The following is a 20926-nucleotide window of genomic DNA, read 5'->3' as shown; positions in this document are numbered from 1 at the left end:
CTGGTCACCTGGTCCGGTCACGCGCTCCGCTCGCGTCTCCCGGTCACCTGTCCCAGCTACCTCCACCGGTCACCTGCTCCGACTATGTCCTCCAGCCACCTCCTCCGGCCACGTGCTCCAGGCATATCTCCCGGCCACCTGCTCCACCCCCACCTCTTGTCGCTCGGTTCGGTCAAATACTCCGGTCACGTTTCCTGGCCACCTGCACCAGCCGCCTCCTCCTGTCACCTGCCCCGGCCACGTCTTCCGGTCACGTGCCGGTCACCTCCTCTGGTCACCTGCCTCGGTCATGTGTTTCGGCTACGTCGTGCGGTCATGTGCTGGCCGCCTCCTCCGGTCACCTGCTCCGGTTACGTGTTTCGGCCACTTCGTCCGGCTATCTGCTGGCTGCCTCGTCCGGTCACCTGCTTCAGCCATGTGCTTCGCCCACTTCGTCCGGCTATCTGCTGGCTGCCTCGTCCGGTCACCTGCTTCAGTCATGTGCTTCGCCCACGTCGTCCGTCGTGTGGTGGCTGCCTCCTCTGATCACCTGCTTCAGTCATGTTGCTTCGGCCGTATCATCCGGTCACGTGCTGGCGACCTTCTCTGGTGACATCCTTCGACCACGTACCCCGACCACATCGTCCGATCACGTGCCAGCCGCGTCTTCCGGTCACCTCCCCCGGCAACGCCTTCGGTCTTGTCGTCCGCCACGTCTTCCAGCCACGGCGTCCCCTCGCCCCCGCTAACCCACGTGCCACCCGTCCCACCTCGCACCCCGCCAGCCTCCCCGGCCGTGCCCGCCTGTCCGGCCGACCAGGCCCCACAACCGCCTGTCCCTTCTGCCGCACGCCGCACCCCTCATTCCCCGGCCGTCGACCCGCCGGCGAGGAAACGGCGCACTAGTGTCGGTGGGCGTGGAGACGCAGATGGTTCCCCGTTACGGTGCCGGTGCCCTGTCCGACGTGGTGCCGTCGCTGCTGGCCGCCTTGGGCGTGGCGGGCATGGTGAACGTGCTTGGTGTGCCGAGTGCGCGGCGGGCGTGCCTGTTGCTCGTCGACGGGCTCGGGTGGGAGCTGTTGCGTGAGCACGCCGATGCCGCGCCGTTCCTCGCCTCGCTGGCGGGTGACCCGATCACCGCGGGGTTCCCGTCGACGACCGCGACGAGCATCGCGGCTCTGGGAACCGGGTTGACGCCGGGGGAGCACGGCGTCGTGGGGACGACGTTCGTGGCGGGGGAGGACATGGTGCTGAACGCGCTCTCGTGGAGCCACCACGGCGCGCCGTCGTTCACCGACCTGCGCGACACCCTCGTCCCCGAGGAGGTCCAGCCGCACCCGACCATGTTCGACCGCGCGGCCGAAGCAGGGCTGACCGTGCGCGTGGTCGCACCCCACGAGCAGCAGCGCAGCGGGCTCAGCCGGGCCGTGTTGCGCGGTGCGCCGTTCGCGGGCGTGCACGCCATGGGCGACCTGGCGAGTGCGAGCCTGGACGCATTGCGCTCCGCCGACCGCGTGTTCTGCTACTCCTACCACGCCGACCTGGACAAACTCGGCCACCTGTACGGCCCCGGCACCGAGCCGTGGCGCCTGCAGCTCACCTACGTCGACCAGTTGGCCGCTTCGATCGCCCGCGGCCTCCCGAAGGACACCCTCCTCGCCGTGGTCGCCGACCACGGCATGGTCACCGTCGGCGACGAGGACCGGATCGACTACGACACCACCCCCTCCCTGTCCGCGGGCGTCCGCCTGCTCGGCGGCGAACCGCGCATCCGCCACATCCACACCGAACCCGGTGCCACCGACGACGTGCTGGCCGCCTGGCAACACCTCTTGGGCGACAAGGCCTGGTTCCTGCGTCGCGACGACGCCATCGCGGCAGGTCTCTTCGGCCCCGTGGTCTCGGCCCGTGTCCGACCGCGCATCGGCGACCTGGTGATGGCCGCCCACGGCACCGCGGTCGTCGTCCGCTCGGTCGTGGAGCCCGTGTTCGCCCGCCTGCTAGGGCAACACGGCTCGCTCACCACAGCGGAGCAGTCGGTTCCGCTACTCCTGCACTCCTCCTGACCTCACCTCACCTCCCCGCCTCGTCGAACGCCGCCCGGATCGCCGTGTCGTCCGCGCCGGTTCCCACCAGCGCGCGCAGCAACAGCCTGGCCTTCAACGGATCCAGGAACCCGGCCGAGATCAGTCCGCGTTCCAACAGGTCCTTCTCCGACCCGGCGAACCCGTAGGTCCCCGCGAACACGGACCCGCCACCGGTGCGCGACGACAGCACGACAGGAACACGGGAAACCAGCCGCTGCAACGGTTCCACCCACGAGACCGGCACGTGGCCCGCACCGAACGCCGCGACCACGACCCCGTCGACCCGCCCCTCCAGCCCGGCGAGCAGTTCTCCGTCGTCCCCGAGCACCGCGGTGACGATGACGATCCGCGCCTGGTTGGAAGCGTTGTGCGGCAACACTCCCCGACGCGCCACCCGTTGCAGCAACTGCACCTGGCCCTCGACCACGTACCCGAGCGCCCCGCCGTTGGGCGACCGGAACGCCCCGGTGCTGCTGCTGTGCGTCTTGCGCATCCGCCGCGCGGCGTGGATCTCATCGGCGAACACCACCAGGCACCCGAGCCCCCGCGCCTCCTCACTGGCCGCGACCTGAACCGCCGCCAGCAGGTTCGCGGGCCCGTCGGCTCCGGCGAGCGTCGGGTTCCGCATCGCCCCGGTGACCACGACCGGCGCCTCTCCCGAGTACGTCAGGTCCACCAGGTACGAGGTCTCCTCGATGGTGTCCGTCCCCTGCGTGACCACCACACCGTCCGCGTCGACCTCCCCGATCGCCTCGACCAGCGCGGCCACGTCCTCGAACGTCACCGACGCACCCGGCACCTGCCGGAAGTCGACGACCTCGACCTCCACCCCGCTCTCCGACAGTCCGGGCACCGCCGCCAACAACTGACCAGGCGACAACGCGGGCACCACCCCACCACCACTCGACGGCCCCATCGCAATCGTGCCCCCGAGCCCGAACACCACAACCCGCTTCGCCACCGCACCCCTTCCACCGTCACCACTGGGCAAACCTTGCCAACCCTGCTCCGCCACGCCCTGCTCAAATCCGACCACGAGACCAACCCGACCGTCCGACCACGAGACCGGACCTGTGCTGCCGCCCCCCGAGTCCGCTCCGAGCCTCCGACCACCGAGCCGCAACCGATCCCCTCGATCACAAGGCGGCACTCAGGCCTTCCGCTGCCTGATCAGCCCCGAGCCTTCGACCTGGGGCCCGCCCCTCGACCTCCGGATGGCCCCGACCCTTCAGTCGCCCGGTTGCACCTGGCCCTTCGGTTGCAAGGCTGGATCCAGCCCTTCCCCTGCCGGTTCAGGCCCGGATCTTCACCCTTCGGGTGGGTCCCGACTTCGGAGGTCCAGTCGCAATCGGGCTCCTCGGCCGCATGGCCGCACCCAGGCCTTCCACCGCCAGGTCGGACCCAAGCTCTCGATCGACTTGGGTCGGCCCTGAGCCGTCGGCCATCGAGCCGCAACCGAGCCCCTTGATCAAAAGGCAGCATCAAGGCCCTCCGCCGCCGGGGCGGCCCCGAACCTCCCACCTCCGGGTGAACCCGACTCTTCGGTCGTCGAGTCGTAACTAGGCCACTCGGTTGCCAGGCTGCACCTATGCCTTCCGCTGCCAGGTCCGTCCCGAGCCCTCGACCTCTGAACAGGAGTCGTGCTGTCGCCCGCCAAGCCCCGGCTCATCCCCGCCCCGCCTTCGCGATCGTCGCGTCGATCCCGTCCAGGATCACCTCCAACCCCACCGCGAACGACTCCGAGATCGCGCTCTCCATGTACACCTCCCCTTCCCCCGGCCCAGGTTTCTCCTCCTCCATCCGCACCGCCATCGGGAACCGCCGCGCGAAGTCCGGCGCCACCTCCGCGAGCAGTGGCGACCGCGCGTACCACCACTCCTCGTCCGACACCCCCGTCGCCATCGCGGCCTCCCTCGCCTCGGCGATCGTCTGCGCCTGCCCGCGCACGAAGTGCAGCACCACTCCGAGGATCCCGCGCAGCTGACGAGGCCCGAGGTCGGTCCGGTGCAGGATCTCCGCCACCGTCTCCAGCGCCGCGAACTCGTTGGGACCGAGCACCGGCCGCGCCTGCGAGACCTGCAACGTCCAGGGGTGCCGCAGGTGGAACTCCAGCCTGTCCTCCGCCCACGAGGTGACCGTTCCCCGCCACCCGAACCCCACGTCGTAGTGGGTGGGCAGCTCACCCAGCACCCGGTCGTACATCAGGTCGACCAGGTCGCCTTTGGTGGGCACGTAGGTGTAGAGCGCCATCGCCGTGCGCCCCAGCCGTTGGCCCACTGCGCGCATGGACAGCCCGCCCATCCCGTCGTCGTCCGCCACGCCGATCGCCGCGTGGACGATCGCCTCCACGCTCAGCGCGGGCTTCGGCCCGGGCGCCGTCCGACTGTCCTGACCCCTGTGCCCCCACATGAGGTCCATGGACCGCCGTGCGTCGCCCTGACCGGCGTAGACGACCATCTTGCATCTCCTTACGGCATAAAGTACTGTGAGCCAGGCATCACTTTACACCATAAAGAGACTCTGGGGGAGTGGGGAACAATGTCCCATCCGAGTGGCGAGACCGGGCGATCCGGCGGGTGCCGGGGGATCCTTGGCCGCATGCATGCCGCCATGACGCAGGTGAGTGGCCGATGACCGCCAAGCCGCGGTCCGCCGCGGACAGCCACGACGTGATCGAGGTCCGCGGCGCGCGGGAGAACAACCTGGCGGACATCTCGCTCGACATCCCCAAGCGCAGGCTGACGGTGTTCACCGGCGTGTCCGGGTCGGGCAAGTCGTCGCTCGTGTTCGGCACGATCGCCGCGGAGTCGCAGCGGCTGATCAACGAGACGTACACGGCGTTCATCCAGTCGTTCATGCCCAGCCAGGGCAGACCGGACGTCGACGCGCTGCGCAACCTGAGCGCGGCGATCATCGTCGACCAGGAGCGGATGGGGGCGAACTCGCGGTCGACCGTGGGCACGGCGACCGACGCCCAGACGATGCTGCGGATCGTCTTCAGCCGGGTCGGCGTCCCGCACGTGGGCACGTCGACGGCGTTCGGGTTCAACAGCCCCGAGGGCATGTGTCCGGTGTGCGAAGGGCTCGGGCGGGTGTCGGCGATCGACATCGACCAGCTGGTGGACCGCGAGCGCTCGCTCAACGAGGGCGCGATCACCGTCCCCGGCTTCACCCAGGACACCTGGTACGTGCAGACCTACGCCCACTCCGGCTTCCTCGACCCGGACGCGAAGCTCAAGGACTACACCGAGCAGCAGTGGGACGACTTCCTGCACAAGGCCTCCACCAAGGTGAAGATCGGCAACACCAACGTCACCTACGAGGGCCTCGTGGTGAAGGTGCAGCGCCTGTACCTGTCGAAGGACCGCGAGTCGATGCAGTCGCACATCCGGGCCTTCGTCGACCGGGCCGTCACCTTCGCCCGGTGCGCCTCCTGCGGTGGCACGAGGCTCAACCCGGCCGCGCTGTCGTCGAAGATCGCGGGCCGGAACATCGCCGAGTGCGCGGCCATGCAGATCAGCGACCTGGCCGAGTTCGTCCGCCGGATCGACGACCCGTCGGTCGGTCCGCTGCTGACCACCCTGCGGGGCACGCTCGACTCGCTGGTGGAGATCGGTCTCGGCTACCTGAGCCTCGACCGGGAGTCGGCGACGCTGTCCGGCGGTGAGGCCCAGCGGGTGAAGATGGTGCGCCACCTGGGTTCCAGCCTGACGGACGTCACCTACGTGTTCGACGAGCCGACGGTCGGCCTGCACCCGCACGACATCCAGCGGATGAACAACCTGCTGCTCCTGCTGCGGGACAAGGGCAACACGGTCCTGGTGGTCGAGCACAAGCCCGAGGTCATCGAGATCGCCGACCACGTGGTCGACCTCGGTCCCGGTGCGGGGCCGTCGGGCGGTCAGGTGTGCTTCGCGGGTGACGTCCCCGCCCTGCGCGCGTCGGACACCCTGACCGGGCGGCACCTCGACCACCGGGCTCAGCTGCGGGAGAAGCCGCGCGAACCGCAGGGGTACCTGGAGATCAGGGGAGCCGACCGGCACAACCTGAAGAACGTCGACGTCGACATCCCGCTGGGGGTGCTGACCGTCGTCACCGGGGTCGCGGGCTCGGGCAAGAGCTCGCTGATCCACGGTTCGCTGCCGCGCCGGGAAGGGGTGGCGGTCGTGGACCAGTCGGCGATCCGAGGGTCCCGGCGCAGCAACCCGGCGACCTACACCGGGTTGCTCGACCCGATCCGCACCGCCTTCGCCAAGGCCAACGGCGTCAAGGCAGCGCTGTTCAGCGCGAACTCCGAAGGCGCCTGCCCCAACTGCAAGGGCATCGGCCTCGTCTACACCGACCTGGCGATGATGGCAGGGGTGGCGTCGATCTGCGAACAGTGCGAGGGCAAGAGGTTCACGCCCGAGGTGCTGACGTACACGTTGCGGGGTAAGAACATCAGCGAGGTCCTGGCGATGCCGGTGACCGAGGCCCGCGAGTTCTTCCCGACCGGCCAGGCGCGGGCGATCCTCGACCGCCTGGCGGACGTGGGTCTGGGGTACCTCGGCCTCGGCCAGCCGTTGACGACCCTGTCCGGGGGTGAGCGCCAACGGGTCAAGCTGGCCATCCAGATGGCCGAGAAGGCCACGATCTACGTGCTCGACGAGCCGACGACCGGTCTGCACCTGGCCGACGTCGACCAGCTCCTCGCGCTGCTCGACCGCTTGGTCGACGACGGCAACACCGTCATCTGCATCGAGCACCACCAGGCCGTCATGGCGCACGCCGACTGGCTCGTCGACCTGGGTCCCGGCGCCGGCCAGGACGGCGGCCAGGTCGTGTTCACCGGCACGCCTGCCGACCTGGTCGAGTCCGGCGACTCGCTCACCGCCCGCCACCTGCGCACCTACGTGGGCGCCTGACCTCAGGGAGGACATCGTGGAACGACTGCCGATCCGGTACATCGAGGTCGTGGAGGTCGGCCGCCTGACCCCGCACATGGCCCGGATCACCTTCGGCGGCATCGATCTGGCGGACTACGTCCAGGTCGAACCGGACCAGCAGGTCAAGCTCTACTTCCCCAGACCGGGTCAACCGCAACCCGTGCTGCCGGACCCGGACATCGACTTCATGTCCTGGTACCAGGCGTACAACGACATCCCCGAGCCGCAACGCCCGTGGATGCGCAGCTACACCGTCCGTCGTCACGATCCCGAGAGCGGTCGGATCGACATCGACTTCGTCCTCCACGACCACGCCGGCCCGGCGACCCGCTGGGCCGAGACAGCAGCTCCGGGCGATCGACTGGCCATGTTCGGCCCCTCCCAGTCCTTCGCCAGACCCACCCCGCTCACCACTTCCATCACCACTGCCGACTGGCTCCTCCTCGCGGGTGACGCCACCGCCCTACCCGCCATCGGCTCACTCCTCGAATGGTTGCCCGCTGACATCCCTGCCATCGCCTACCTGGAGGTGACCGACGAGCACGAAGAACAACCCTTGTCGCACAACGACAACACCACCGTGCACTGGCTGCACCGCCACCACACCCCGGCAGCACCGGGCGCACTGCTGATCGACGCCATCCGCCAAGCCCGGTTCCCGCCCGGCGCTCCCTTCGCCTGGCTCGCAGGCGAAGCGACCGCGGTCCGCACCCTGCGTCGCCACCTCGTCCACGACCGCGGCCTGTCCAAGAACGCCGTCGACTTCACCGGTCACTGGCGTCAGGCGCTCACCCAGGACGACCCACCCACCGAGGAGGACATGGCAGAAGCCCAAGAACGCCTGGCCGCCACCACCTGATCGGCAGAGGCGTCGTGATCCCGGAATCACGGCCGGTCACGCAGTCGCCACGTGTCCGGTCGTGGGTTGTGCGATCGCGGTATCCAGGCGGGTGACCGCGGCGATGCCGAGCTGGCCGCGGGGCAGAGCCGGTGGTGTGTCGGGCTGGGGAATGGCCCAGGTGCGGAGGAGTGAGTTGACGGCGAAGCCGGTCTCGGGATGGCTTGGGCGTTGCGCCAGTGGAGGTGAGCGCTGAGGGCGGTGTTCTGCTCGGCGTTGTCGTGGTGGTCGGTGCCGTGGTCTGCCAGGAGAGGTCGCCGTTGCGCAGGATGCGGCGCGGTTCTGCCGGCTGATCGCTGTAGGCCTTCGACTTGGTGGTGAAAGAGAGGTGCGAGCAGGGCGATCCGGCCGCGCCTGGTCGGGTGCTAGGGGTGCGATCCCGGTGTCTCTAGACGTCCAGGGTGACGGGTGGGCCTTGGAGGGCGGTGGCGGTTCCGTTGGACTGGGTGGCGAGCCAGTCGTGGAAGGTGGGGGCGTCTGCCTCGGGGATGTGGACGGTGAGGGTGACCTGGTTGGTGTAGCCGACGTCGGCGATGAGGTGGCCTGCGCTGTGCAGGGCGTTTTGGAGTCTGCCCGCGTCGGTGTGGTCGACCGTGATCGTGAACGTGGCGAATGCGGCTCGGTCACGGACGCCGAGTGCGTCCACGGTCTCGGAGACGGCGCGTCCGTAGGCGCGGACCAGGCCGCCCGCACCGAGTTTGATGCCGCCGAAGTAGCGAGTGACGACGACGGCGGTGTCGGTCAGCTCGCGTCGGATCAGGACTTCGAGCATGGGGACGCCTGCTGTGCCCGAGGGTTCGCCGTCGTCGTTGGAGCGCTGGGTGCCGTCGACGCGGAACGCCGTGCAGTTGTGGTTGGCGGACCAGTGTTCCTTGCGCACGCCCGCGATGAACGCCACCGCCTCGGCCTCGTCGGCGACCCTGGCGGCGCTGCACAGGAAGCGGGACCGCTGGATCTCGATCTCGTGGACGCCGTCGCGCGCGATGACCCGCATACCGCCAGTATCGACGACCGCCCGCACCACCGCGGCACGAGCAGGCCGGACTCGGCACCACGCAGGCAAGACCACGACGCGGCTAGGCCGCGAACAGGCGCAGGTTTGGTGCGGACGGGACTCGGCCAGCCGGCGAGCTCGCTCGGCGGGTCCGCGCTCCGCTCCGCCTCGGCCCGCACGGTGGTCGCACCGGAGAGCGACGTGGCGACGGCGTCCGTCATGGTGGGCTCCCTGGCCGGACATAGACGCAGCCAGGTCACCGACAAGGTGTAACCGTGCTGCGGGCGGCCGCGGAGAGGCCGCAAGTAACACGTGGGCGAGCGCGGGCTTGGACGCAGGCGGGGCGCAGCAGGACAAGGCGGCGCGCAAGTGGGACCAGGGTGGGGCGAAAGTAGGACGCGGGCGGGCGCGGGCGTACGCAGGTGGTGCGCGAGCAGGGTTCGGGTGGTGCGTGAACAGGACGTAAACAGGATGGAGGTTGAGGCGTGAGCAGGACGTGGGTGGGGCACGAGTAGGACGCGGACGAGACGGAGGGTGAGGCGTGAGCAGGGTGAGGGTGGGGTGCAAGCAGGACGCAAGTGAGACGGAGGGCGAGGCGTAAGCAGGACGCGGGTGGGGCGCAAGTGGGACGCGGGCGGGCGCAAGGGGAACACGGGTGGGACTTCGAGGTTCCGATGGGGGCATTGCCGGGGGTGGGTGGGTCCGCCATCATCCGGCCTGTGCGTGCTTCCCCCGCGAGGCCCTATCGAGACGTCGGTTCCCACATGGTGAGAGCTGGTTCGGACCAGCGGGAACGTTTCCTATGGTGAGGGCTTCTTCGCCCACGGCAAGGCAGGTCAACGTTGTCAGAACACGTCGGGGCGCCCGCGAGGTCGGTGGGTGCGGCCATCAGGGCGATGCTGCGTCGGGACCACTGGGCGTTGGCGGGGGCGGTGACGATCGTGGTGCTGGGCATCGCGGCGGTCGCGGCGGACCTGCTGACCGCCATCGAGGGTCAGGATCCGTACAGCTACAGCACCGGGGCGCTCAACCCCGAAACCGGTGGTCCGGCGGGTGTGCTGGGTGGGGTGAGCGGGGCGCACTGGTTCGGGGTGGAGCCGTTGACCGGGCGTGACCTGTTCGCGATCGTGGTGCACGGGGCGCGGACGTCGTTCCTGATCGGGTTGGCAGCGACGGCGGTGTCGGTGCTGGTGGGAGTGCTGATCGGGGCTGGCGCGGGGTACCTGGGCGGCTGGTACGACCGGGTCGTCACGTGGACCGCGGACGTGTTCCTCGGGTTCCCGTACCTGGTGTTCATGATCGCGCTCGGTGCCGTGGTGCCGAGCAGCGTGTCGCGGCCGCTGCTGCTGATCCTGGTCATCGGGTTCTTCGGGTGGCCGTCCATCGCGCGGATCGTGCGGTCGCAGGTGCTGACGTTGAAGAAGCGGAACTTCGTGTCGGCGGCGCGGATCCTGGGCGCGAGCCCGTGGCAGGTGTTCCGGTCCGAGCTGCTGCCGAACCTGTGGGCGCCGGTCATCGTCCTGGGAACGTTGTCCATCCCCGGCAAGATCGGCCTGGAGGCGGCGCTGTCGTTCCTCGGCGTCGGCATCCCGCCGCCCACACCGAGCTGGGGCCGGGCGATCAGCACGGCGGTCGACTGGGTGTCGACGGACCCGATGTTCCTGTTCTTCCCCGGTGTCGCGCTGTTCCTGGCGACCTGGGCGTTCACCGTGTTCGGCGACGGGCTGCGCGACGCGCTCGACCCCAAGACGGACGTGCGGCGCTGATGAGGGCACTCCGGTTCGCCGCGTCCAGGCTGGTCGGCACCCTGCTGGTGCTGCTGGTCGTCGTGTTCATCACCTACGTCGTGTTCTACCTCGTGCCGTCGGACCCGGCCCAGCTGTCCTGCGGCCGCCCGTGCACGGAGCAGAACCTCGCGCTGGCACGGGAGTTCATGGGCCTGGACGACCCGTGGTGGCGGCAGTTCCTCGACTTCCTCGGCGGCATCGTGACCGGCCGGACGTTCGGGGTCGGCGCGACCTCGATCCACTGCTCGGTGCCGTGCTTCGGCTACTCGTTCCAGCAGAACACCGACGTCGTGGTGCTCATCACCGAACGCCTGCCGGTCACGTTCTCGCTCGGCCTCGGCGCGGCGGTCATCTGGCTGGTCACGGGGGTCGGCGCGGGCGTGCTCGTCGCGCTGCGCCGGGGTTCCGCGCTGGACCGGGTCACGCTGGCGGGCTCGGTCGCGGGGGTGTCCGCGCCGGTCTACCTCGTCGGCCTGCTGGGCATCCTGGTGCTGGGGTTCACCCTCGACGTGGTCCCGGTCGGCGGCTACGTGCCGTTCGCCGAGAGCCCGGTCGACTGGGCGTGGCACCTGGTGCTGCCGTGGCTGGTGCTGGCGTTCTCGCACGCGGCCGTCTACGTCCGGCTGACCCGCTCCCAGATGCTCGAGACGCTGGGGGAGGACTACATCCGCACGGCCCGCGCCAACGGGCTGCGCGAGTCGAAGGTCATCGGCAAGCACGCGCTGCGCAACGTCCTGCTGCCGATCGTCACCGTGTTCGGCCTCGACCTCGGCACGCTGCTCGGCGGCGCGGTGATCACCGAGCGGGTGTTCAGCCTGCCCGGTCTCGGCGGGCTGCTGATCGACGCGGTCACCCAGCGCGACCTCCCGCTGCTGCTGGGCTGCACGCTGTTCGCGGCCTTCCTGATCGTGCTGGCCAACGTGCTGGTCGACCTCTGCTACGGCGTGCTCGACCCACGGGCCCGCCTGACCTGATGTCCCTGTGAGAGAAGAGAAGGCGATGCAAGCGAAGAAGCTGGTCTCCGTGGTCGCGGCACTCGGTGTGCTCGCCGCGTGCGGTGCGAACGACCCCAAGACGACGGGCGCCGAGCAGTCCAAGGCGGAGCAGGGCGGCACGCTGCGCATCCTCAACGAGGGTCAGACGCTGAACTACGACCCGGCCAAGAGCAGCAGCCTGCCGATCACCTCGCTCGGCTTCGTGCACCGCAGGCTTACCGGCTGGCTCAACGCCGAGGGCAAGCAGGTGGAGGTCGTCCCCGACCTCGGCGACACGGGCAAGGCCAGCGACGGCGGCAAGACCTGGACCTTCACCCTCAAGGAGGGGCAGAAGTTCAGCGACGGCACGCCGATCCGCTCCAAGGACGTCAAGTGGGGCGTCGAGCGCACCTACGCGCCCGCGTTCTCCGGCGGCCTCGCCTACCACAAGCAGCTCCTCGTCGGCGGCGCCGACTACCGGGGTCCGTTCGAGGGCAAGAGCCTCGACTCGATCGAGACCCCGGACGACAAGACGATCATCTTCCACCTGGTCCGCCCCTACGGCGACTGGCCGTGGATCACCAGCACCCCGGCGTTCGCGCCGGTCCCCGAGGGCAAGGGCGCCGAGGCCGACTACAGCGAGCACCCGGTCGCGTCCGGCCCCTACCAGCTCTCCGAGTACCAGCGCGGTGTGAAGGCCACGCTGACCCGCAACCCCAACTGGGACAAGGGCAGCGACCAGATCCGCGGTGGTCTGCCGGACCAGATCGTCTTCCAGCTCGGCCAGGACGCCTCCGTCGTCTCGCAGCGGCTCGTCGCGGACAGCGGTGACGACAAGGACGCGTTCGGCTCCTCGTTCGCCTCGCCCGCGCAGCTCGCCCAGCTCCAGGGCAACGCCTCCGCGAAGCAGCGGCTCGTCACGTCGAAGACCGGCGCGCTCGCCTACCTGGCGCTCAACACCCAGAAGCTGACGAACCCCAAGGTGCGCCAGGCCTTCCAGTACGCGGTCGACAAGACCTCCTACCAGATCGCCACCGCCGGCAGCGCGCAGCTCGCGGGTGACACGGCGACCACGCTGATCACCCAGGGCATCGCGGGCCGCGAGCAGTTCGACCTCTACCCGACGCAGCCCGCGGGCGACCCGGAGAAGGCCAAGCAGCTGCTCGCCGAGGGCGGTTTCCCCAACGGGCTGGAGAACCTGGACTTCGTGGTGTCCAAGAGCAACGACGGCCCGACGAAGGCGCAGGCCATCCAGGCGTCGCTGGCGAAGGCGAACATCAAGGTGAACATCCGCGTGCTCGACGCCGACGCCTACGAGGCCGAGACGAACCTCGCCAAGGACGCCGTCTACGACCTCACGCTCGCCTCGTGGCAGCCCGACTTCCCCAGCGCCAACGCGAACATCCAGCCGCTGTTCGCCTCGTCGGAGATCGGCAACGGCGGGTACAACACGTCCCGCTACAGCAACCCGGAGGTGGACAAGCTGATCGAGGCCGCGCAGAGCGAGGTCGACCCGGCCGCCGCGGGCAAGAAGTGGGTGGAGCTGGACAAGAAGATCCTGGCCGACTCGCCCGTCGTGCCGCTGATCTACACCCGCAACTCGTTCCTGCACGGCTCGAAGGTGGCGAACTTCTTCATCGCCGACTTCCCGTCCTACCCGAACTACCTCCAGGCCGGTATCGCCAAGTGACCTCGCCCCTGCTCGTCCTCGACGGCGTCTCGGTCGCGTTCGGGATCCCCGCGGCCACGGAGGTCAGCTACTCCGTGGCCGCGGGGGAGGTCGTGGCCGTCGTCGGCGAGTCGGGTTCCGGCAAGACGGTGACCGCGATGTCGTTGCTGGGCCTGCTGCCCGGCACGGCGTCGGTCACCGGCCGGGCCCTGCTCGCCGGGCGCGACCTGTTCACGCTGCCCGCGGGTGAGCTGCGGGCGGTGCGCGGCGGTGAGGTCGGCATGGTGTTCCAGGAGCCGATGACCGCGCTCAACCCGGTGTTCCGGATCGGCGACCAGCTCGCCGAGGTCGTCCGCGCGCACCGGGAGTGCACCGCGGCGCAGGCGAAGCAGCGCACGGTCGAGCTGCTGGCACTGGTGGGCCTGCCCGCTACGGCGCGGCGGAAGTACCCGCACGAGATGTCCGGCGGCCAGCTGCAACGGGTTGTGATCGCCATGGCGGTCGCGAACGAGCCGACGCTGCTGATCGCCGACGAGCCGACCACGGCGCTCGACGTGACCGTGCAGGCCGAGATCCTCCAGCTGCTGCGCGACCTGCGCGGCAGGCTGGACGCTGCGGTCCTGCTCATCACCCACGACATGGGCGTGGTGGCGGACCTGGCCGACCGGGTCGTCGTGATGCACGACGGCCGGGTGGTCGAACAGGGTCCGGTCGCCGAGGTTTTCGAGGCCCCGCGGCACGAGTACACCAAGCGCCTGCTGTCGGCGGTGGTCTCGCTGAGCACACCGCCACCCGCGGACCTGCCCGACGCGACCGAGGTGTCGCCGGGTGTCGTGGCGCGCGGCGAGCACGTGGCGGTGACCGAGCCGACGTGGTCCGTGCCGGACGTGCCCGGTGACGACCCGGTGCTCACGCTGGCCGGGCTTTCGGTGTCCTACGGCCGTTTCCGGGCCGTCGACGACGTCAGCCTGCACGTCTCCCGCGGCGAGGTCCTCGGCCTGGTGGGGGAGTCCGGGTCCGGCAAGAGCAGCATCGCGGGCGCGATCACCGGCCTCACCGCCATCGGCGGCGGTGTGGTCAGCCTGGCGGGCAAGGACCTGACGAGGCTGCGCGGCCGCGAGCTGAAACGAGCGCGCGGCCGGATCGGCATGGTGTTCCAGGACCCCGCGTCCTCGCTCAACCCGCGCGCCAAGATCGCCCGCAGCATCGCGCAACCGCTGGTGCTGCACGGTTCCCTGCGCGGTGCCGAGCTGACCGCCAAGGTGGACGAGCTGCTCGACGCCGTGCAGCTGTCGACGTCGTTGCGCGAGCGGTACCCGCACGAGCTGTCCGGCGGGCAGCGGCAACGGGTCGGCATCGCGCGGGCGATCGCGCTGGACCCGGAGCTGCTGATCGCCGACGAGCCGACCAGCGCGCTGGACGTCTCGGTGCAGGCCCGGATCTTGGACCTGTTCCGCTCGCTGCAGACCGAGCTCCGGTTCGCCTGCCTGTTCATCAGCCACGACCTCGCCGTCGTCGAACGGCTGGCCGACCGGGTCGCCGTGCTGCACGGCGGCCGGGTCGTCGAGCTGGGCCCGGCCCGCGACGTGCTGACCGAGGCGCTGCACCCCTACACCCGTCGGCTGCTGGCCGCCGCACCCGTCGCCGACCCCGTGCTGCAACGCGCGCGGCGCGAGGCGTGGCTGGCGCTCGGGCACACGGAGTAACGGCTTGCGTCACCTGGTCGTGTAGTCGGCGGAACCCGAGTGGCCAATTGTCGTAGTGGTGTCCGATGGGTGACCTTGGGTGCCATGGCCAGTGAGTTCCAGAGACGCAAGATCGCGCTCGTGTTCGACGCGATGGACACCGATGGCGACGGCTTCCTGACGGAGTCCGACTTCGCCGAGCTGACGATGAGGTGGACCGAGCTGCGCAGGGCGGCTCCGGGCACCCGCGACCACGCGCGGCTGTCGTCGATCATGATGGGCTGGTGGCACACCCTGCTCGAGGCGTCCGACCTGGACCGCGACAACAAGGTGACCATCGAGGAGGTGCTGTACGTCGTCGAGCGCCTGCCCACCATGCTCGACGTCGTCACGGGCACCGCGCGGGCGATGTTCGAGGCCATCGACGAGAACGCGGACAACGAGATCACCGCGGGGGAGTACCGCCAGCTCATCGAGGCGTGGACCGGCAGCCGCACGGAGACCGACGAGGTGTTCGGCCGCCTGGACCTCGACGGCGACGGTCGTCTCACCGAGGACGAGTTCGCCCTGCTCTGGGCGGAGTTCTGGGCGGGCGACGACCCGTCCGCGCCCGGCACCTGGGTGTTCGGCGACTTCGACCTGCCGTCGGCGGACTCGATGCTCCCCGCCAGCCTGAGCAGGCACTGAGACCCGCCGTGGCGGGCTCTTCGGGGGCCCGCCACGGTGCTCATCGCCCGGCGGCGACCCGCAACGCCAGCGCCGGGCACGCCGCGGCCGCCCGCCGGGCGTCCGCGAGCAGTCCCGCGGGCAGCTCACTGCCGCGGAGCAGCGGATAGCCCCACTCGTCCAGGTCGACCGCCTCCGGCAGCAGCTCCGCGCACAGACCGTGCGCCCGGCAAGCGATCGGGTCGACCCGCAGCGCGCTCACGCCGTCCTCCTGTGCGTACTCGTGCAGCCCACACCGGTCGCGTGGGCCGTGACGTCGGCCGTGAACACGTCGAGCGCGCTCGACGCCATCCGGACCGCCCCGTCCGGGTGGGCGCAGGCCCCGCGCCCGGTGACCACCGGCAGCCTCCGGCGCAGCCGCTCCAACGCCCGTCCCGGAACCCCGGCGGCCAGCTCGGCGAAGTCCCCCGCGATGGCGGGCAGACCGAACATGCACGGCCCGCACTGCCGTGCGGACTCGGCGGCGAGGTAGGCCAGGATCCCCGCCGTCTCGCGCAGGCCGCATCCCTGCGGAGTCCGGAACACCGCCACCCCCGGTGCCTCCGCGACCGTCAGTTCACCCGTTCGCGCGGCCGACAGCCACACCCCGCCGTAGCCGCCTGCGAGCACGGGGCCCGTCACGAGATCGGCCAGCCTCGTCGTCACCGGCACCTCGTGCACCCCGGTCGCCGTCGTCACGAGCGTGGTCTCGTCGGCGCGGAACGCCTCAGCGCTGACGCGGGCCACGATCGCCAGGTGCGCCAACGTCTCCACGTTGTCCACCAGCGTGGGCCTGCCGTCGACCCCGCGTTCGGTGGGGCGCGGCGGGGTCGTGGTCGGCCGGGCGTCGCCGGTGCCGAGGAAGTTGACCAGCGCCGACTCCTCGCTCGCGACGTACCGGCGCGGCACCTCGACGATCCGGATCCGGTTCGCGTCGGGGCCGCGGTCGGCCAGCGCGCGGATCAGCCCGGCGAGCAGCGGGCTGCCCGCGTGCACGCACAGCACGGCCTCGGCCGCGCCGATCGCGTGGCAGGCCACCAGCATCCCGTCCAGCACCAGGTGCGGTGACCGGCTGAGCAGCACGTGGTCCTTGCGGCTGTCCGGCTCGCCCTCGCAACCGTTCGCGACCACGACCGGCCTGCGCCCGGTGACCGCCCGCAGCTTGAGCCCGGTCGGGAAACCGCCGCCGCCACGCCCGCGCAACCCGGAGGCGACCACCTCGTCGATCAACGCGGCCCGGCCGGCGAACCGCTGCCACGGCACGAACCCGCGCTCGGCGTTGTGCTGGGCGAACGTCCGCGGCCCGTCGGTCAACATCCTCATCGCGCACCCACCCTCGCCATCGTGTCCTGGTGTGTCCTCAGTGAGCGCCACACGAGCGCCGCCAGCACGGCGGTGGTGGACAGGCCGACGAGCACCCACACCCACCACAGACCGGTGTCGGCCATGCCGACGCCGTGCACGAGCGCGACCGGCCAGCACGCGTAGGTCGCCCAGTGCAGCCCGCGCCACACCTTCGGCGGAACCCTGGTGCGCAGCAGGCTGGTCACCACGACCGCGAGCAGCACGTCCACCGCGACCGCGCCGAGCCCGACCCAGAAGGGTTGGTAGTCCGACGCGAACGGGACGACCACGTCGACCCAGTCCAGTGCGACGTACCCGTCGACGATCGCCGTGGTGATGTGCACGGCCAGGAAGACCAGCGTCAGCAACGAGAGGTTGCGGTGCAGCGCCCCGACCGCGAACCGCGGCCAGCGCGCGGTGGCGAGCCTGCCGCTGGTGAGCAGCCCGAGCACGAACGTGCCGGTGAGCAGCAGCAACGCCAGCAGCCCGCCCGCGCGGCTGGCGTACCAGAGCCACTCGCCCATCACGCGACCTGCCGTTCGCGCTCGGCGGGCCAGCCCGCGACCGCGAGCACCTCCCCGGAGGCGGACACCAGCCGCGCGGGCAGGCCGTGCTCGGCCAGCCACTCCGGGGCGTCGTGGCCGAGCACGATGGCGGCCGTGGCGGCGGTGTTCGCGTCCACGCAAGTGGCCGCGGCGACGGTGGCGGTGCGCCACACGACCTCGGCGGCCAGCCCCGTGCGCGGGTCGACGATGTGGTGCTGGGCGCGGCCCGCGCGCTGCCAGGTCCGCTGGGTCGTGCTGGACGTGGCGAGCCCGCCGCGCCGGACCGCCACGACGGCCTGCGGTGCGGCCACGGCGGTCCGGTGGTCGTCCGCGAGCGCGACCCTCCACCCGCCGGGCGGCACCTCGCCCTCCACGGCGACGTCGCCGCCGAGCGAGACCAGCGCGCCGCAGTCGAGCATCGACGAGATCGCGCGGGCCGCCCGGTCGGCGGCCAACGCCTTGGCGGTGGCGCCCAGGTCCAGCTCGACACCTCGTGGCAGCACCACCTCGCCGCGTTCGGCGTCGAGCAGCACCCGGTGCCAGCCCGGAACCGCCCGCGGCACCAGCGGACCGTCCACTATGGACGCGAAGTCGCGGTCGTACCCGATCGCGCGCACGGCGGCGCCGACCGTCGGGTCGACCAGGCCGTCGGTGAGCCGGGCGGCGCGCAGCGCGACCGCCAGCGCCTCGGCCAGCACCGGGCCGACCGGAACCGCCCGGCCGGTGGTCGTGTGCAGCCGGGACAGCTCGGAGTCCGCCCGGAACCGGCTGCACGCCAGGTCGACGTCGTCCAGCACCGCGCGCAGCAGCCGTTCGGCCTCGACGGGGCGGTCGGTCACGGCGAGCACGGCCGTCGTGCCCCACACGGGGAACTCCACGACGTGCGTCACGACCCACCGGACCCGGTGTGCGCGCTGCCCGACCCCTGCCGGGGAGCGGAGTCCGGTGCCTGCAAGGAGTCGTCGGCGGTGCTGCCGGACTCCGTGGACGTGCTCGCCCCGCTGTCGGTCCGCGCGTCCGACGTGCCGGTGGCGAGCACGATCCTGAACGCGGTGGCGAGCACCGTGGCGGCGGCGGCGATCCACGCGGTCGCCCTGCCGACCCGGCGGGTTCCCTCGGCCCGGCGGCCGATCCTGGCTTGGGTGTCGGTCATCGCTGGCATGTCCTCTCCTCGTCCCCACCGATGTTCGGCGCGGTTCCTGGGAGCCGGCTGTGCGCAGCTTGTGAACCCCGTCAGTCCAGGACCGCGCCGCAGGTCATGTTGATCGCCGCACCGGTCATCGTGCGCGCGAGGTCGGAGGCGGCGAACACGGCCACGTTGCCGACGTCCTCCAGCGTGGCCGTGCGACCGGCGAGGGTCTGCCCGGTCAGCACGCGCTCGACGTCCGCGCGGTAGTCGGCCGGGATGGACTCGGGGACGCCGCCGGTCTGCAGCGTCAGCACGCGGATGCCGTGCGGTCCCAGCTCGGCGGCGAGCTGGCGCCGCATCGACTCGACGGCGTCGAACCCGGTCACCAGCCCGCCCAGGTGGTGGACGCGGTGGGCGCCGCCGTCGCCGGTGCCGCCGAACGCCAGGATCACCCCGGAACGCCGCGGGATCATGTGCCGCGCCGCCGCGCGCGAGGTGAGGAACTTCGAGGTCACGGACGTGACCACGGGGCTGAGGTAGTCCCGCAGCGACATCTCGACCATCGGCGTTCCCTGCACGTCGCTGTCGGCGATGACGTTGACCGACACGTCGATGCGCCCGACCGCGGCCGCGTGCTCGTCGACGGACCGTTCGTCCAGCGCGTCCACCACCGCGGTCTCGGCCCGCCCACCCGCCTCGCGGATCCGCGCCGCCACCGCGTCCAGCGTCGCCGGGGTGCGCCCGGCGAGGAACACCCGCGCTCCCTCCCGGCCGAACGCGCGGGAGATCGCGCTCCCGACCGACCCCGCCGCGCCGTACACGATCGCGTTCCTGCCTTCGAGCAACATCGTCGCCTCCTCGTGGTCGTACTGCTACAACCCGCGGGGGAAGCGGAACTCATCGCAGTTCGGCGGGCAACCCGAACCGGGTGAGGTCCTGGGTCAGGAACGAGACCACCTCGACGACCCGGTCGCCGCGCAGCGCGAGCACGTCGAGACCGCCGGGGACGTACCGACCGTCCGACCACAGGTACGTGCCGAACGCCAGCTGCCCGTTCGCGTGCGCGGGCAGGAACCGCCACCTCAGGTCCATCGGCCTCGCCACCAGGAACGCCCGGATGGCCTCGCGCCCGAGGTACCACTCCGGCAGCGGGGGCATGGAGTACCTGGCGTCGTCGGCGAGCATGGCCACGATCGCGTCGACGTCACCGCTCTCCCACGCCGCCGCGTACCGGTCCGCGATCCGCCGCACGTCCGGCAGGGCCGCCAGCGTCGCCTGCTGGGTCCGGTCCGGCAACCTGCTGGCGACGGCCTTGCGCGCCCGTTGCAGCCCGCTGTTGACCGCCGCGACCGTCGTGTCCAGCAGCTCGGCGACCTCCCGTGCCGGGAACTCCAGCACTTCGCGCAGCACCAGCACCGCCCGCTGGTGCGCGGACAGGTGCTGCAACGCCGCCACGAACGCCAGCTCGACACCCTCGCGGGCCAGGTACCCGGCCTCCGGCCCCAGCACCCGGTCCGGGAACGGCTCCAACCACACCGGCTCCGCACCGGGTCCGAGGTCCGCGGGCAGCTCGCGCCGCGCACGGCGTTCGAGCGCCGTCAGGCACCGGTTGGTCGCGATCTTGTACAGCCACGCGCGCACCGACCGCCCGTCGAACCGGTCCAGCGCCTTCCACGCCCGCACCAGCGTCTCCTGCACCGCGTCCTCGGCGTCGTGCACGGAGCCGAGCATCCGGTAGCAGTGCGCCAGCAGCTCACCGCGGAACGGTTCCACCAGCGGCCCGAAGGCGGCCTGGTCACCGGCCCGCGCGGCGTCCGGCGGTCGGGGGTCGTCGGCCATGGACGACCACCCTAGGACTCGGTGGTCAGCTCCGGTCGACGAACATCAGGCGCAGGGCGACGCACATGCCGACGAGCATGACCACGCCAGCCGCGCCGAAGGCCGTGACGATGATCGAGGACAGCGCGGCGAAGGCGAGGAGGAGCAGCAGGGCGGCCCGGTCGCCGATGCCGATGCTCGCGAGGACCGCCTTCGGCGAGACGTGGGTGAACTGGGGTTCCGGGGTGGCCGCGACGGACTCCGGGGTGGACCGAGGGGGCAGCACGGCGACCGACCTGGTCGTGGTCGGGGCGTGTTCGTGCAGGTTGATGGATCTCCGCACCGGCCGCTGGTCCGGTAATCCGGCAGTGGATTGTTCGCTCGGAG

General features: G+C 71.0%; 19 protein-coding genes. 8 read left to right on the top strand and 11 right to left on the bottom strand.

What is annotated here, in order from left to right; translation table 11 throughout:
• The first annotated feature begins 908 nt into the window (after positions 1 to 908).
• Positions 909 to 2045 (top strand): alkaline phosphatase family protein, encoded by a 1137-nt coding sequence (locus CLV43_RS22135; protein ID WP_106189349.1) that lies wholly within the window; start codon positions 909 to 911, stop codon positions 2043 to 2045.
• Positions 2046 to 2052: 7 nt separating this feature from the next.
• Here CLV43_RS22135 and CLV43_RS22130 read toward each other — a convergent pair whose 3' ends face one another.
• Positions 2053 to 3009: an asparaginase gene (locus CLV43_RS22130; protein ID WP_211304496.1), complete on the bottom strand. Its 957-nt coding sequence runs from the start codon at positions 3007 to 3009 to the stop codon at positions 2053 to 2055.
• A gap of 722 nt (positions 3010 to 3731) precedes the next feature.
• Entirely contained in the window at positions 3732 to 4523 is a 792-nt protein-coding gene (locus CLV43_RS22125) for a TetR/AcrR family transcriptional regulator (RefSeq protein WP_106189142.1), read from the bottom strand.
• Between the two features lie 173 nt (positions 4524 to 4696).
• Between CLV43_RS22125 and CLV43_RS22120 the strand changes: the two genes are divergently transcribed.
• Complete coding sequence (locus CLV43_RS22120; protein WP_106189141.1) at positions 4697 to 6970, top strand: ATP-binding cassette domain-containing protein; 2274 nt, start codon at positions 4697 to 4699, stop codon at positions 6968 to 6970.
• A 16-nt stretch (positions 6971 to 6986) separates the two neighbouring features.
• The gene (locus CLV43_RS22115; RefSeq protein ID WP_106189140.1) at positions 6987 to 7850 is read left to right on the top strand and encodes a siderophore-interacting protein; all 864 of its coding nucleotides are present in this window, start codon (positions 6987 to 6989) and stop codon (positions 7848 to 7850) included.
• A gap of 427 nt (positions 7851 to 8277) precedes the next feature.
• Here the strand turns inward: CLV43_RS22115 and CLV43_RS22110 are convergent, their stop codons facing one another.
• Entirely contained in the window at positions 8278 to 8883 is a 606-nt protein-coding gene (locus CLV43_RS22110; protein WP_106189139.1) for a YigZ family protein, read from the bottom strand.
• A gap of 896 nt (positions 8884 to 9779) precedes the next feature.
• On the opposite strand from CLV43_RS22110, the gene CLV43_RS22105 reads away from it, so the two are divergent.
• The 5 genes from CLV43_RS22105 (at position 9780) to CLV43_RS22085 (ending at position 15685) form a co-directional block, all read left to right on the top strand.
• Positions 9780 to 10649 carry an ABC transporter permease gene (locus tag CLV43_RS22105; protein WP_106189348.1) on the top strand — a complete coding sequence of 290 codons (870 nt, stop codon included), beginning with the start codon at positions 9780 to 9782 and terminating at the stop codon, positions 10647 to 10649.
• The gene (locus CLV43_RS22100; protein ID WP_106189138.1) at positions 10649 to 11644 is read left to right on the top strand and encodes an ABC transporter permease; all 996 of its coding nucleotides are present in this window, start codon (positions 10649 to 10651) and stop codon (positions 11642 to 11644) included. The genes CLV43_RS22105 and CLV43_RS22100 overlap by 1 nt, the downstream gene beginning before the upstream one ends.
• A 25-nt stretch (positions 11645 to 11669) precedes the next feature.
• Positions 11670 to 13334 (top strand): ABC transporter substrate-binding protein, encoded by a 1665-nt coding sequence (locus CLV43_RS22095; RefSeq protein ID WP_106189137.1) that lies wholly within the window; start codon positions 11670 to 11672, stop codon positions 13332 to 13334.
• Complete coding sequence (locus tag CLV43_RS22090) at positions 13331 to 15019, top strand: dipeptide ABC transporter ATP-binding protein (protein ID WP_106189136.1); 1689 nt, start codon at positions 13331 to 13333, stop codon at positions 15017 to 15019. Before CLV43_RS22095 ends, CLV43_RS22090 begins: the two co-directional genes overlap by 4 nt.
• An 84-nt stretch (positions 15020 to 15103) precedes the next feature.
• Complete coding sequence (locus tag CLV43_RS22085) at positions 15104 to 15685, top strand: EF-hand domain-containing protein (protein WP_106189135.1); 582 nt, start codon at positions 15104 to 15106, stop codon at positions 15683 to 15685.
• Positions 15686 to 15725: 40 nt separating this feature from the next.
• Here the strand turns inward: CLV43_RS22085 and CLV43_RS22080 are convergent, their stop codons facing one another.
• The 8 genes from CLV43_RS22080 to CLV43_RS22045 all read right to left on the bottom strand — a co-directional run bounded on the left by CLV43_RS22080 (position 15726) and on the right by CLV43_RS22045 (position 20882).
• Positions 15726 to 15926, bottom strand: coding sequence for a ferredoxin (locus CLV43_RS22080; protein ID WP_106189134.1), 201 nt, complete (start codon positions 15924 to 15926; stop codon positions 15726 to 15728).
• Positions 15923 to 17026 carry an NADH-ubiquinone oxidoreductase-F iron-sulfur binding region domain-containing protein gene (locus CLV43_RS22075; RefSeq protein ID WP_106189133.1) on the bottom strand — a complete coding sequence of 368 codons (1104 nt, stop codon included), beginning with the start codon at positions 17024 to 17026 and terminating at the stop codon, positions 15923 to 15925. Before CLV43_RS22075 ends, CLV43_RS22080 begins: the two co-directional genes overlap by 4 nt.
• The gene (locus CLV43_RS22070) at positions 17023 to 17571 is read right to left on the bottom strand and encodes a ferric reductase-like transmembrane domain-containing protein (protein ID WP_106189132.1); all 549 of its coding nucleotides are present in this window, start codon (positions 17569 to 17571) and stop codon (positions 17023 to 17025) included. Before CLV43_RS22070 ends, CLV43_RS22075 begins: the two co-directional genes overlap by 4 nt.
• Positions 17571 to 18482, bottom strand: a complete 912-nt coding sequence (locus tag CLV43_RS22065) for an FAD:protein FMN transferase (RefSeq protein WP_245886797.1) — start codon at positions 18480 to 18482, stop codon at positions 17571 to 17573. Before CLV43_RS22065 ends, CLV43_RS22070 begins: the two co-directional genes overlap by 1 nt.
• Positions 18479 to 18754 (bottom strand): hypothetical protein, encoded by a 276-nt coding sequence (locus CLV43_RS22060; protein ID WP_146174866.1) that lies wholly within the window; start codon positions 18752 to 18754, stop codon positions 18479 to 18481. Before CLV43_RS22060 ends, CLV43_RS22065 begins: the two co-directional genes overlap by 4 nt.
• 71 nt (positions 18755 to 18825) lie before the next feature.
• Complete coding sequence (locus CLV43_RS22055; RefSeq protein ID WP_106189130.1) at positions 18826 to 19569, bottom strand: SDR family NAD(P)-dependent oxidoreductase; 744 nt, start codon at positions 19567 to 19569, stop codon at positions 18826 to 18828.
• A gap of 49 nt (positions 19570 to 19618) precedes the next feature.
• Entirely contained in the window at positions 19619 to 20560 is a 942-nt protein-coding gene (locus tag CLV43_RS22050) for a sigma-70 family RNA polymerase sigma factor (RefSeq protein WP_106189129.1), read from the bottom strand.
• Positions 20561 to 20585: 25 nt separating this feature from the next.
• Positions 20586 to 20882, bottom strand: a complete 297-nt coding sequence (locus tag CLV43_RS22045) for a hypothetical protein (RefSeq protein WP_106189128.1) — start codon at positions 20880 to 20882, stop codon at positions 20586 to 20588.
• Positions 20883 to 20926 lie beyond the last annotated feature (44 nt).

Source organism: Umezawaea tangerina, from assembly GCF_003002815.1.
Classification (GTDB): domain Bacteria; phylum Actinomycetota; class Actinomycetes; order Mycobacteriales; family Pseudonocardiaceae; genus Umezawaea; species Umezawaea tangerina.
The sequence above is the reverse complement of the archived record's forward strand: the minus strand, read 5'-3'. Positions and strand labels throughout refer to the sequence as shown.